Below are 12,914 nucleotides of genomic sequence, written 5' to 3'. Positions count from 1 at the left end.
TCTCCGGGCCTGGCCGCTGGACAGCGCTGATGAATTCGCCCTCTCCAGTAGTAACCCTTCTGAAAGCAACACACGGAGAGCCCTCCCGCAGCCCAGTGTGGGATGGGGTGCTGAAGCACTACGGCGTCCGGGACGTAGTGTCCGTCGTCTTTGCCGACAAGTACGGATGCTGGGCCTGGCTCGACCTGTGGCGGACGGGTGACTTCGGTCCGTTCACGGATCAGGAAGCTGCCTACCTGGGAGAAATCACAGAGGCAGTCACGGCGGGGATTCGTCGTTCCGTCTCCAGACAGTTTCGGGACGGCATGGGACCGGACCCCCTCCACCCAACAAACGGAAAACATGCAGACCTGCCGGAACAGGCCGTCCTGACCCTCGACGAAGACCTGGCAGTCGCCGGCCAGACCGCATCGGTCGCCGACTGGCTGCAGCTGCTGCAGCCTGGTCCGTCCCCGCACCACCAGGTGCCTGCCGAGGTGTTGAACGTCGCCGCCCAGCTGCTTGCCAGGGAGGCCGGAGTGGACGCCCACGAAGCCGGAAGCAGGGTGCACATCGGTGCAGGCCGTTGGGCCTCCCTGCGGGCAAACCGGATGGACTCCGGCGGCCATGGATCAGCGCCTTTGGCCGTAACCATTCAGGGCTGCACCACGTCAGACCGGCTCGACATGTTTGCCAGGGCGTTCGGCCTGACGCCACGGCAGAGGGAGCTGGTGTGGCTGGCTTCCGCGGGCACGGACACCGAAACCATGGCGGAGACCCAGGGAGTGACCCAATACACGGTGCAGGACCAATTCAAGAAAATATTCCAGGGTTGCGGCGTCCACAGCCGGCCGACACTGCTGGCCCTGGCACTGGGAACAGGCACGGGTTTCGGACCGAAAGGCACCGGCTCTGGGGCTTAGGCCCGAAACAAGACGGTCAACCCAGAGCATGACGTTCAAAGTGACGCGACGGGCAAGCCCTTCAGGGGGTCCGGAGGCAGGAGGAACGGCAGAGCATAGAAATCGTCCCAGAGCGTATCCGTCGCGGAAAGTGCCTCCGGCTCAAGCACATTGTCACCGGCAGGTTCTTCGGCTGGCGGATCCGGCCATGCCGGCATCTGAGTCAGTAACTGTTCCCATTGCACCGGTTCCGCCAGTACCGGGCCGGGCAGGGGCGCCGCCGCCATGGACGGCACAACAACCTTCGCTGGCAGGGCTCCTGGTGGCCAGTGGGTTGGTTCGTGGTCTTGGTGTTCGGCGTTGTAGTGGCGGCCGGTGGGTGAGGTCCAGCCGGGCGGCTCGTTTGTCGTTCCGGGGGTGGGTTTCCACGGGCGGGCGTGTTTGAGCCGGTGATGTTTGGGGCAGAGTTGTCCGAGGTTGCTGGCACCGGTGGTGCCGCCGTGTTCCCATGCTGTGAGGTGGTCGGTGTCGTTGTCCGGGGAATGGTTGTTGCAGCCGGGGAAGGTGCATGTGCCGTCCCGCATCCGGATCCATTGTTTGATGGTTTCGGGGAGCCGGTAGCGTGTCCGGCCGATCTCCAGTGGCGCCCCGTCTCTTGGGTCGACCAGGACCCGGTAGAACGAGTCCGCCCCGTCCGCGACGAGCCTGCGTGCCATCGAGGCCGGGATGGGCCCCAGACCGTCCAGCATTGCGGGCTCGTCAGTGAGCCCGAGCAGGGAGAAGATGGGCACGGTGACCAGCACATCGGCCCGCGGGGTAGGGACTTGTCCAACCTCGCTGGCGCTGCCGGCGCCAAGGAGTAGTGAGGCGGCGATGTCGGGGCGGAGTTGGGTGAGGGTGCGGTCTTCGCCGGGTCCTTGGAGGCCGCGGGCGGTGGCGGTGGTGCGGTTCCAGATGGCGCAGGCGGTGTCCCCGGGGAGGTAGAGCCTGATCCAGGCCATGCCGTCCCGGTCCGGGGTGTATTCCATCCGCCGGTCGGCCACGGACTTGGCGTGGCGTCTCTGGAGGGTTTCGGGGTGGTGGCGTTCCCGCCAGGCCCGGACCTTGGCCCGGAACCGGGACGGGACGAGCTCACCGGGGGCGGCGCCGCGGGCCGGGTTCGGGGCGTCCGGGTCGAAGAAGTGCGCCACCAGCCCGGCGGCAGCGTCGGGGGTGAGGCCTTCGGTTTCATCGGCCACGATCCTGGCGTGCTGCCAGGAGATGGCGCCGGCGGCCAACGCATCGATCACCGGCGGCAGGGAACACACCCGCCGGGACTGTTCCACGAACGCCCCGGCGGCCGCGGAGCTGAGCGTGAGGACCCCGGCGATCTCCTCAACCGCCGACATCTCGGCATAGGTCCGGTCCTGCACGGTCGCGTCGGGCGGGGCCATGGCCTGCTGGAACTCGATGGCCCGGGCCGCGTCCCGGGTCTTCACTGCCGCGAGTTGCGCTTCCAGCCGGGACGTCAGCTCCATGCGTTCCAGCCGGAGCTCGTACCGCCGCTGCAAGACATCCACATCAGCACCAACACCGGCAGCGGCGGAAGCCAAAAAAGAGTCTTCGAGGGTCAGGGCATCAAGGGCAGCAACAGAGGCATGAACACCCTCCAACACCACCCCAACGCCCCTACTGATTCCCATGAACACATCATCCAACGGGGGTGTGACATTTAACCCGCTGCAGCTTTAGCAGGCGGTTCCAGCTGCCCCGGGTGCTTACCCGCCGGCGAACGGAGGCAGCACGTCCACGACGTCATCGGGTCCAAGAACTGTTGCCTGGTCCCGCACCGCAACCTCATTGAGCAGGAAACTGCTGCGGGAAAGCAGCCGGGGAAGCGGCGGTGTCCCGGCAGGGGGTGCGGCGCGCTCCACGGCCAACACCGCCTCCAGCAGGTCCGCAACGGTGGCGCCCGCCGGGAGGTCGAACTTTTCTTCCTCGAAACCTGCGGCAGCGCGTGCGGCAGCGAAATAACGTACAAGCATCCTCGTCAGCCCCCGATAGCGCTCATGCTGCGGTCCGGCTGGACGAAGTCCGGAGCATCGAGTCCCACGTGGTCCATGCCGTGGGCCTTCGGTTTGATCCACATGGCGTCCTGCCAACGCTGCGCCAATTCATCGTCCGTGGCGCCCGCCCGCAGCAGACCCAGCAGGTCGAACTCCTCGCGTGAAAACAGGCAGCTCATGATCTTGCCCTCGGCAGTGATCCTGGTGCGCCGGCAGTCGGAGCAAAACGGCTCGGTGACGGAAGCGATAATTCCCACGGTTCCCAGCAGCGGCCCGGACGAATCCGAAGAACCCGCCACCCGCCGTCGTACTTCGAAGCGTTCCGCAGGGGCGCCGTCACGGGCCCGGGGATCGGGGGTTAGAACGAAGTCCCGGGAAAGCAACTGGCGGATCTCGGCGGCGGTGATCATGTTGCGGCGCGTCCAGCCGTGGTCGGCGTCCAGCGGCATCTGCTCGATGAACCGCAGTTCGTAGCCGCGCTCCAATGCCCAGGCGAGCAATTGCGGCGAGTCCGCGTCGTTGATGCCCCGCATCAGGACAGCGTTGAGCTTGACCGGGCCAAGGCCGGCAGCCCAGGCGGCATCCACGCCGGCCAGGACCTGGCTGAGGAACGGGCGACGGGTCAGCTTGGTGAACGTTTCCTCATGCAGCGAATCCAGCGACACATTGATGCGCGTGAGGCCGGCTTCTTTGAGCGGCGCCGCCTTCTTGGCCAGGCCAACACCATTGGTGGTCATGGAGATCGGCAGATCAGGGTGGTTGGCACGCAGGGCCGCGATGATCTCCACGAGATCATGCCGGACAAGCGGCTCGCCGCCCGTCAGGCGCAGTTCGCGGACACCCAGCTGCTCCACGCCTATTTTGACAATCCGAACGATTTCCCCGGCCGACATGACTGCCTGCTTCGCGAGCCATTCCAGGCCTTCCGCCGGCATGCAATAGGTGCAGCGGAGGTTGCACTTGTCCGTCAGGGACAGCCTCATGTCCGTGGCGCGGCGGCCATACCTGTCCACCAGCCCGGCCGGTGCATCCGCCGGCCGGCGTGCGGGAACGGCGGGCAGCGCAGACGCTGCTTCCTCCCGCGGCTGCGGTATGCCTAGCTGGACACTCATGAATTCAGGCTACGCCACGTTGAGCCGCGCATCACACCATGACCTTGCAGAACCCAAGGCAAGCTGTGTGGGCGGCGCCGGTATCGGTGACCGCCGGCAAACCTATGCTGGATGTTGTGAAGAGTTCCCAGCGCCGGCATGCAACGGACGACGACGGCGCCGGCCTTGGGAAGCGGCCGGAAGGTCCCGTCCGGCTACAGGCAGTCCCGCGCGCCGGAGGCGGTTGGGCTGCGGCAGCCGGGGTGGTTGCAGCAGCCGGCGGCCTGGCAGCGGGGGAGTTGCTGGCGGGTTTTGCCAGCCCCACCCTGTCACCGTTGACTGCGGTTGGCGGTGCCGTCATCGACGCAGTCCCTCCCGGCGTCAAAGACTGGGCGATCTCCCTCTTCGGTACGGCCGACAAGGCTGCGCTCCTGGTGGGAATGGTGCTGGTCATCGCCGCACTGGCTGCTCTTGCCGGCGTGCTCGAGCGCCGCCGGCGGTTCACTGGTGCTGCAGTTGTGGGAATTTTCGGACTGGCAGGAGCGGTTGCGGTCCTGACGCGCTCCCAGGTGACCCCCATGGCCCTCATGCCGCCGCTCCTGGCCGCGGTGGCCGCCGTCGTGCTGTTGCGGTTCCTGGTGCGCAGGCTGCGCGCGTGGGATGACGCAGCCGCCGGCGAAACCACACCTGACCCCATGGCCGCCAGCTCCCGCCGCAGCTTCCTCCAGGCCCTTGGCATTACCGCAGCGGCTTCTGCCGCGGGAGGAGTGCTGGGAGGCATCTGGCGCGGTGCCAGCATGGCGGTCAGCGAAGCCAGGGCACGAATCACCCTGCCCGGGCCGGCATCACCCGCGGCACCGATCCCGCCCGCCGCGGAGCCGGGGGTGGCCGGCGTTTCCCCGCTGGTTACGCCCAACCGGGATTTCTACCGGATCGACACCGCCCTGTCCGTGCCGGCGGTCAACCCCGGGACCTGGGTCCTCAAAGTGACCGGGATGGTGGCCCGGGACGTGCAGCTCTCCTACGCGGACCTGCTGGCAAAGCCCCTGACCGAGCGCCACATCACCATCGCCTGCGTTTCCAATGGCGTGGGCGGGGACCTGATCGGCAACGCCCGCTGGCTCGGCTGGCCGGTGCGCGAACTGCTGGCCCAGGCCGGTCCACAGCCCGGCGCCGACATGGTCCTGTCCCGCAGCGCCGACGGCTGGACCGCCGGGACACCCCTGGATGTCCTCACCGATACCCGGGACGCCCTGCTTGCCGTGGGCATGAACGGCGAACCGCTGCCGCTTGAGCACGGCTTCCCGGTCCGGTTGGTGGTCCCGGGCCTCTACGGCTATGTCTCGGCCACCAAATGGGTCACCGAACTCAAGGTCACCAGATTCGCCGACGACGCCGGATACTGGACCCCGCGTGGCTGGTCCGAGCGTGGCCCCGTCAAAACGTCGTCCCGCATCGACGTGCCGCGCAGCGGGCGCCCCGTCAACGCGGGAACAGTTGTCTTCGCGGGTGTTGCCTGGGCCCAGCACACCGGGATCCAAACGGTGGAACTGCGGATCAACCGGGGACCATGGCGGGAAGCGGAACTGGCCGCGGGCATCTCCCTCGACACCTGGTACCAGTGGAAGCTGGCCGTAGACCTCAGCCCGGGGCAATACGAGGTCCAGGTCCGCGCCACCGACCTGAAGGGCGGGCCCCAGGACGAAACCACCCGGCCGCCGGCACCTGACGGAGCCACCGGTTTCCACACGGTTAGAGTGGACGTGAAATCCTGAAGGCCGCGACCAAAGGCGTACCCATGACCAGCCACACCCCGCACGGCCACGCCACCCATACGGAGCGCGCCCGGTCCGTCGCCGGGCATGCCGCCGCCGTCGCGGAACTCCTCCAGCCGCTCCGTGCGGCGGACCGCATCGAAACCCTGCCGCTCAGCCGCGCGCTGGGGCGCGGCCTGGTGCACGATGTCGCCGCGCCGCTCAGCCTTCCCCCTTTCGCCAATTCCCAGATGGACGGTTACGCCGTCCGTTCCGGTGACATTCCCGGCGGCAGTGCAGACCTGCGCGTCATGCCTCCGGTTCCCGCCGGGTCGAGCCCGCAGGCCCTGCAGCCGGGAACGGCGGCGCCGATCATGACCGGTGCCATGATCCCGGCGGGGGCTGACGCCGTCGTGCCCATTGAAATGGCTGTGCCGGACCACTTTATGGAGCCTGGCCGGGGACGGGCAGTGGAACTGCCTGCCACTACGCCGGGAAGGTTCGTGCGCGCCGCCGGCAGCGACATCGCGGAAGGGGAGCGGGCCCTGGCCGCCGGTACCTGCCTGGGGCCGGCCCAATTGGGGCTGCTCGCCGCCCTGGGGCTCCCGGAGGTGGCGGTCTACCGGGCCCCCACCGTCCTGCTGGTCACCACCGGGGACGAAGTGGTGGAACCCGGCCGGCCACTTCCGCCGGGCAGGATCTATGACTCCAACGGGACCCTCCTGGAGGCCGCCATGAAGCAGGCGGGCCTCACCGTCCGGCGCGCCGGGATTTCCACTGACGCCCCCGCGGAACTGCGGGCGCTGCTGCGGACCGAATGCCGGGGCGTGGACCTGATCGTGACCACGGGCGGGGTCAGCAAGGGAGCCTATGAAGTGGTGCGGCAGGCGATGGCGGACCAGCCGGTCGACTTCCTGCACGTGGCCATGCAGCCGGGTGGCCCGCAGGGAATAGGAACATTCGACGGCGTCCCTTTCCTTGGGTTTCCCGGCAATCCGGTCAGCTGCCTGGTGTCCTTCGAGATGTTCCTCCGCCCGGCCCTGTCAGCATTGCTGGGGGCGCCCGCCCCAAGGCTGCCGGTACGCGCCCGCCTTGATCTTGACGGGCAGGGCCGGCCGCTCACATCGCCCGTGCACAAGCACCAGGTCCGGCGCGGCAGCCTGCAGCCGGACGGGACCGTGCAGCTGGTAGGCGGCGAGAGCTCACATCTGATGCACGCCCTGGCAGGATCAAACGTCCTGGTCCATGTCCCTGCCGGCGTAACGGAGCTCGCCGCCGGTGACGAGGTGGAAGTATGGATGCTGTGAACGCAGAACAGACCCCCGCACTGACGCATCTGCGCCAGGACGGCAGCGCCCAGATGGTGGATGTCTCCGCCAAAGCCGAGACCACCCGGGAGGCCACGGCCACCGCCACGGTCCGGACCACGGCGGAAGTAATGCAGCTCCTGGGTACCGGGGGCCTTCCCAAGGGAGATGCCCTGGCGGTTGCCCGCGTGGCCGGCATCATGGCAGCCAAGAAGACTCCGGACCTGATTCCGCTGTGCCACCCGTTGCCGCTGTCCAAGGTGACCGTGGATTTCGAACTTGGCGCCGAAACTGTGACCATCAGCTCCACCGTCAAGACCCGCGGCGTCACCGGTGTGGAAATGGAAGCCCTGACCGCTGCGTCTGTGGCAGCCCTCAGCGTGTACGACATGATCAAGGCCGTGGACAAGCATGCCGTCCTGACGGACATCAAGGTGCTGGCCAAGAGCGGCGGCAAGAGCGGAGACTGGGCGCTGTGACCAATCCGAACATTGTGAACGTCTCCGAACCCCACCGGCACGGTGACGTGCAGGGGCGGAAGGCCGGCGTCGTCATCGCCTCAACCCGCGCCGCCGCCGGAATCTACGACGACGAAACCGGCCCCATCATCACCGACTGGCTCACGGAGCATGGCTTCGACGTCTTCCCAGCCATGGTGGTCCCCGACGGAGAACCCGTGGGCGCTGCCATCAGGGCGCTGCTCACCCAGCGTCCCGCCGTCGTCATCACCAGCGGCGGCACCGGCCTCAGCCCGGACGACAAGACCCCTGAGGTCACCCGGCCCCTGCTGGACCGGGAAATCCCCGGAATTATGGAGGCGGTCAGGCGGGCCGGCGCTGCCAAGACCCCGCTGGCGGCCCTGAGCAGGGGCTACGCAGGCTCCGCGGGGCAGACCTTCATTGTGAACCTGCCCGGGTCGCCCAAGGGCGTCATGGATGGACTCTCCGTCCTGGACCCGGTGATCGGGCATCTTTGCGACCAGCTGGAAGGCGGACATGGGCACTGAAGCAGCATTTGAGGTAGTGCGGGCAGTCCTGAGCGCGGAACCCATTTCCGTGGACCAGGCGATCGCCGCGGTGGAAAGCGACACCGCCGGTGCAGTAGTCAGCTTCAGCGGCGTGGTGCGCAACCACGACGGCGGCAAGCCCGTCGAGCGCCTCAGCTACAGTGCGCACCCCACGGCCCACCAGGTGATGGCCGACGTCGTTGCCCGGCTGGTTGCGGAGCAAACTGATGCCGGGCAGAACACTGTCGGGCAAAACACTGCCGGGCAAGACGCTGCCGGGGAGCCAAACCCCGCAGGTGCAGGGCAGCCCGTCCGCATCTGGGCAGCGCACCGGATCGGAATGCTGGAGATCGGGGACCCGGCGCTGGTGTGCGCCGTGTCGGCGGCCCACCGTGGCCAGGCGTTCGCCGTCTGCTCCGAACTCGTGGACCGGATCAAGGAACAGGTGCCCATCTGGAAGGAACAGTTCTTCTCCGACGGCACGGTGGAATGGGTCGGGGCAGGCAGCTGATGCAGAGGTAACCCATGACGCCCGGTTCCTGCACCAACCCGTCCCGCCGGTAGGGTTAATGCCATGACCGAACAACACTCCGTACCCAAGCTGGTGGCCGTCCTTGGTGCCAATGGACGCATGGGCGCCGAGGCCGTAAAGGCCATCGATGCCGCGCCCGACATGAAGCTCGTCGCAGCCCTGGGACGGGGTGACTCGCTGGAGCAGCTGACCGCCTCAGGTGCCCAGTACCTGGTGGACCTGACGGTTCCCGAAAGCACCGAAGCCAACGTCCGCTTCGCCGTCGAGCACGGCATCCACGCCGTGGTGGGCACCACCGGCTGGGACGCGGGACGGCTGTCCGCGCTGGAATCCCTTCTGGCAGTGCACCCGGACACCGGTGTGCTCATCGCGCCGAACTTTGCCTTGGGCTCGGTGCTGGCCTCTGCCTTCGCCGCGAAGGCGTCCAGGTACTTCGAGTCGGTGGAAATCATCGAACTGCACCATCCGGACAAGGTGGACGCCCCTTCCGGCACTGCCGTCCGCACCGCACAACTCATCGCCGCCGAACGCAGCGCAGCCCAGGTTCCGCCCAGCCCCGACGCCACCACCACCGAACGTGCGGGCGCGCGCGGCTGCGAGGTGGACGGCGTACGGGTCCACAGCGTCCGGCTCCGCGGCCTCGTGGCACACCAGGAAGTCCTGCTGGGCGGTCCCGGCGAGCAGCTGACCCTCCGCCACGATTCCTTTGACCGCGCCTCGTTCATGCCGGGCGTGCTCCTGGGCGTTCGCAACGTCGCCGCGCACCCGGGCCTGACCGTCGGTCTGGACGGTTACCTGGATCTGGGACTCTAGGCCGTGAACGGGTTCGCAGCCGCCTTCCGGAAGAACCGCACCAAGATCTGGGTGGGAGCGGTAACGCTGCTGCTGGTTTTCTACCTGGTGGTGTCCTTCCAGCGGTCCCTCCTGCTCCTGGCTGACAGCAACCTCACCGCGAAGGCCATCGGGGCCGCCTATTTGGTGCTGCCCATCGTGGGCGCGTGGGCCCTGGTCCGCGAGCTGATGTTTGGCGCCCGCACCGAGCAGATGGCCAAGGTCCTGGAGGCCGAAGGCGGCCTGCCGGTGGATGAGCTTCCCCGCACGCCGGGCGGCAGGATCGTCCGGGCGGCGGCCGATGCCGAGTTCGAAAAGTACCGGGCCGAGGCCGAGGCCTCTCCTGATGACTGGCGTTCCTGGTTCCGGCTGAGCTGCGCCTATGACGCCGCCGGGGACCGCAAGCGTGCGCGCGCGTCCATGCGCGACGCCGTGAAGCTCTTCAGCGCGGCGTCCTGACAGTCTCCACCTGGAACCTGCCGCCACGGCCGGTCCCGGACGCCCGGATCTTCTGCCATGGGCAGGTCTGCCCATCGCAGCTCTTTGCCCGGGATAGTAAGGTCGTTGGACAAACACTTTCCGGCTTGGGGGCAGGCATGGGGTTGGCAGTTTCACCGCCACGGTCGTCCCTCGAACCCCATTTGCTACCCGCACCCCTCCTCCAATAAAGGACGATCCATGAGTCACCCCAGTTACCCGCACCTGCCCCAGAGCGGACCGTCGGCCCCGCCGGTTCCGCCTGCACCATCTACCTTCGGAGGGCAGCCCGGCTTTGAAGGGCAGTACCCGGCAGGACCGCAGGGGGAGTATCAGCCAGGGCCCTACGGTCAGGCTCCCTACTCCGATGGTCCGCGGAAATCCTTCCTGACTACCTGGATTTTGTCCCTCCTGCTGGGCACCTTCGGCGCGGACCGCTTCTACCTCGGCAAAATCGGGTCCGGTGTGGCCAAGCTGCTGACGGCCGGCGGACTGGGCATCTGGGCCATTGTGGACCTGATCATGACCTTGACCGGAAACACCCGGGATGTTCATGGCCGTCCGCTGGAGGGCTACCCGGAGAACAAGAAGAAGGCCTGGATCATCACAGCCGTTCTCTGGCTTGCGAGCATCATTACCGGGATTCTGTTGACCATTGCGTCCATCGCCATGATCGGTGCCGCCGTTGATGGCCGGAAGGTGCCGGTTCCTCCGGAACTTCCTTCGGCTTCCCAGGCGGCACCTGCTCCGTCAGCCGGGACCACCACCAAAGGCAACTCGTTCGTTGCCACCGTGTCGGAGGGCAACACCGTTAAGATCGGCGTTCTCGACTCCGTTTACACCACCGAGATCCCCGGCATGTCCTATATGGAGCCGAAGAACGGCGGCTTCCTCGCGGTGGAGGTTTCCTGGGAGACGCTGACCGGCACCAGCTTCTCCAGCCCCTCGAATTTCGAGGTCCTCGATGCTGACGGCAAAGAGGGCGAACTGGTCTATCTGGACGAGGGACTGGGCGCCCTGCCTTCCGACGAGGTCGGCGCCAACGATGTCCGCCAGGGGATCATTGCGTTTGACGTGAAGAAGGGGCCGGTCCAGGTGGTTGTGAACAATGACTACGGCGACAAGGCCGCCACCTTCACCCTGACTCCGCAGTAATTCACGAACCAAAGGACCCCGTGGCGCCACTTTACGGTGGGGCCGCGGGGTTTCTTTTGCTTGCGTTTAAAGCCTCCGCTCAGGACAGGGCTTTGAAGCCGCCGCGGCCCACCTGGCTCGCCGCGTGGCCCACCCATTCCAGCGGGCCGCGCCACAGCAGCCGCGCAAACACGATGCCGACGACGATGGCAATGGCGGCATGGGCGAAGTACACGCCGTCCTCGGTCCAACCTGCCGGCAGGGGCTTGAGGTAGAAGCTGGCGACCACCCAGACATGGACGGTGTACAGGGTCAGCGTCATGGCGCCGGGCCCCCGCAGCGGCAGCAGCAGGTCCAGGTCCACCCACTCGGCGAGGCGCCCCAGGAGCAGGCATGCACCGATGACAGCCGCCGCAACCGCCGACGTATGCAGCAAGTCAAGCGGGGTGCCCGAATGGGGTGCTGCCGATGCCAGCCACCACCACGAACCCTCCTGGGGGAGTCCGGCGAGGTTCACCTGCAGCAGGCTGCCCAGCGGGTATCCCGGCGAGTCCAGGACCTTCTCCAACGCTGCCCGGCCGCCCCAATCCTCCATCGCCGCCACACCCAGGGTCTTGGCCAGCACGGCCGCCACTGTTCCGCCAACCAACAGCAGTACGGGGACCAGTGCTTTGGTAAGGACCAGGCGGCCAATCGCCAGTCCCACCAGCAGGTAGGACAGCCACTGCACCACTGGGTAGTAGCCCGTGAAGAACACATCCGCGAGCAGCCGGGACGGTGTTCCAAGGTCCTCCCAGCCTGGATTGTGGCCCAGCTTCAGGGGCGGCTCCGCGGCCAGGAGCCAGGGCCGCAGCAGGTATGCCAGCACCGGCGACCCCAGGATCCAGCCGGTGGCCCACGCGCACAGTCGTTTCACGTCCAGCCCCAGGAAGGGCAGGACGCACAGGAACAGCACGGCGTAGTGGACCAGGATGATGGCTACATTCACTTCCAGCCCGCCCAGGGTAAGACCGACGGCGGCAATCACCAGGGCGCGCAGCGCCACGCCCCGCCGGGCCGCCGAGAGTTCTGCGCCCTCCAACGGTTTGTTCTTTCCCGTCGACAGGGCAAGGCCCACGCCCGCCAGTACGGCGAAGAGGGCGGCAGCCCGTCCGGAGAACGTGAGGCCGATCCAGGTTGGCGTGAGGCTGGCATTCGATTCGAACGTCGGCAGCAGGTGGGTGGCCATCATGCCCAGCAACGCCAGGCCCCGGGCGGCATCGATGCCCCGAAGGCGCCCCGGCTGCTGCCGGTTCACGGTCTTCCGGGACCGGGTGGCCGGGTTGCGGGACGTCATGACCAGATCGTCTCACACGTGCCCGGGAGGCGGCTGCCCACGGCAAGTGCCACCGGCACGTGCAGCCTTGTATTCGAATATATGTTCGAATATCATGGGTGCCATGGAAATGCCATCATCAGGAGCCGCTGTTCCCCGCACACCCAAGGTGCCGTTGACTGATCCCGACGCCGGGAATGGGCTGCTGAAGGCGATGAGCCCCGGAGTGGTGGACTACCTGTTCCGCCAACTTGTCTCCGGCCGGCCCGCCGAGGACGTCCAGTGGGAACGGGAAGGCGTCAGCCTGGCTGCCCAGCCGGAGGGGGCTGAACTCGCCCGCCGGTTGGCGGAGACGGACATCGATGCCCTGACGCCCACCGAACTGTTCCACTACGTCCGGGCGGCGCAGCGGCTCGCCTCCTGGGCAGAGGACCTCCGGCAGGCCGCCGTCGGGCGCTACTGCCATGCGGGCAATGATGCCCCGCAGCATGGGCAGCCCCGTATTTGACGCTCGTCACGCCCGTGGCATTGTCCTAACCGG

General features: G+C 67.3%; 14 protein-coding genes. 10 read left to right on the top strand and 4 right to left on the bottom strand.

Annotated elements, in window-relative coordinates; translation table 11 throughout:
• Positions 1-107: 107 nt before the first annotated feature.
• Positions 108-902 (top strand): helix-turn-helix transcriptional regulator, encoded by a 795-nt coding sequence (locus QFZ57_RS17505; protein WP_306901095.1) that lies wholly within the window; start codon positions 108-110, stop codon positions 900-902.
• Positions 903-937: 35 nt separating this feature from the next.
• Here the strand turns inward: QFZ57_RS17505 and QFZ57_RS17500 are convergent, their stop codons facing one another.
• The 3 genes from QFZ57_RS17500 to moaA form a co-directional block, all read right to left on the bottom strand.
• Positions 938-2,563, bottom strand: a complete 1,626-nt coding sequence (locus QFZ57_RS17500; protein ID WP_306901094.1) for an HNH endonuclease signature motif containing protein — start codon at positions 2,561-2,563, stop codon at positions 938-940.
• 75 nt (positions 2,564-2,638) lie between these two features.
• Positions 2,639-2,905: a MoaD/ThiS family protein gene (locus QFZ57_RS17495; protein ID WP_306631764.1), complete on the bottom strand. Its 267-nt coding sequence runs from the start codon at positions 2,903-2,905 to the stop codon at positions 2,639-2,641.
• A gap of 5 nt (positions 2,906-2,910) precedes the next feature.
• A complete protein-coding gene (moaA, locus tag QFZ57_RS17490; protein WP_306631763.1) occupies positions 2,911-4,038 on the bottom strand; it encodes a GTP 3',8-cyclase MoaA in 1,128 nt (375 codons plus the stop codon).
• A gap of 263 nt (positions 4,039-4,301) precedes the next feature.
• Between moaA and QFZ57_RS17485 the strand changes: the two genes are divergently transcribed.
• The 8 genes from QFZ57_RS17485 (at position 4,302) to QFZ57_RS17450 (ending at position 11,079) form a co-directional block, all read left to right on the top strand.
• Entirely contained in the window at positions 4,302-5,792 is a 1,491-nt protein-coding gene (locus tag QFZ57_RS17485; protein WP_306901612.1) for a molybdopterin-dependent oxidoreductase, read from the top strand.
• Between the two features lie 23 nt (positions 5,793-5,815).
• Positions 5,816-7,078: a molybdopterin molybdotransferase MoeA gene (locus tag QFZ57_RS17480; protein WP_306901093.1), complete on the top strand. Its 1,263-nt coding sequence runs from the start codon at positions 5,816-5,818 to the stop codon at positions 7,076-7,078.
• Positions 7,066-7,557: a cyclic pyranopterin monophosphate synthase MoaC gene (gene moaC, locus QFZ57_RS17475; RefSeq protein ID WP_306901092.1), complete on the top strand. Its 492-nt coding sequence runs from the start codon at positions 7,066-7,068 to the stop codon at positions 7,555-7,557. Before QFZ57_RS17480 ends, moaC begins: the two co-directional genes overlap by 13 nt.
• Positions 7,554-8,084 (top strand): MogA/MoaB family molybdenum cofactor biosynthesis protein, encoded by a 531-nt coding sequence (locus QFZ57_RS17470; protein ID WP_306631760.1) that lies wholly within the window; start codon positions 7,554-7,556, stop codon positions 8,082-8,084. Before moaC ends, QFZ57_RS17470 begins: the two co-directional genes overlap by 4 nt.
• Entirely contained in the window at positions 8,074-8,595 is a 522-nt protein-coding gene (locus tag QFZ57_RS17465) for a molybdenum cofactor biosynthesis protein MoaE (protein WP_306901090.1), read from the top strand. The genes QFZ57_RS17470 and QFZ57_RS17465 overlap by 11 nt, the downstream gene beginning before the upstream one ends.
• Before the next feature lie 63 nt (positions 8,596-8,658).
• Complete coding sequence (dapB, locus tag QFZ57_RS17460; protein ID WP_306901089.1) at positions 8,659-9,429, top strand: 4-hydroxy-tetrahydrodipicolinate reductase; 771 nt, start codon at positions 8,659-8,661, stop codon at positions 9,427-9,429.
• A 3-nt stretch (positions 9,430-9,432) separates the two neighbouring features.
• Positions 9,433-9,906 (top strand): hypothetical protein, encoded by a 474-nt coding sequence (locus QFZ57_RS17455; RefSeq protein ID WP_306631757.1) that lies wholly within the window; start codon positions 9,433-9,435, stop codon positions 9,904-9,906.
• 219 nt (positions 9,907-10,125) lie between these two features.
• Positions 10,126-11,079 (top strand): TM2 domain-containing protein, encoded by a 954-nt coding sequence (locus QFZ57_RS17450; RefSeq protein ID WP_306901088.1) that lies wholly within the window; start codon positions 10,126-10,128, stop codon positions 11,077-11,079.
• Positions 11,080-11,158: 79 nt separating this feature from the next.
• Here the strand turns inward: QFZ57_RS17450 and QFZ57_RS17445 are convergent, their stop codons facing one another.
• Positions 11,159-12,394, bottom strand: a complete 1,236-nt coding sequence (locus tag QFZ57_RS17445) for a heparan-alpha-glucosaminide N-acetyltransferase domain-containing protein (protein ID WP_306901087.1) — start codon at positions 12,392-12,394, stop codon at positions 11,159-11,161.
• Between the two features lie 103 nt (positions 12,395-12,497).
• Between QFZ57_RS17445 and QFZ57_RS17440 the strand changes: the two genes are divergently transcribed.
• Entirely contained in the window at positions 12,498-12,881 is a 384-nt protein-coding gene (locus QFZ57_RS17440; RefSeq protein ID WP_306901086.1) for a hypothetical protein, read from the top strand.
• Positions 12,882-12,914 lie beyond the last annotated feature (33 nt).

Source organism: Arthrobacter sp. B1I2, assembly GCF_030816485.1.
Lineage (GTDB): Bacteria > Actinomycetota > Actinomycetes > Actinomycetales > Micrococcaceae > Arthrobacter.
Note: the sequence above shows the minus strand (reverse complement) of the source record. Positions and strands in the feature narration are given on the sequence as shown.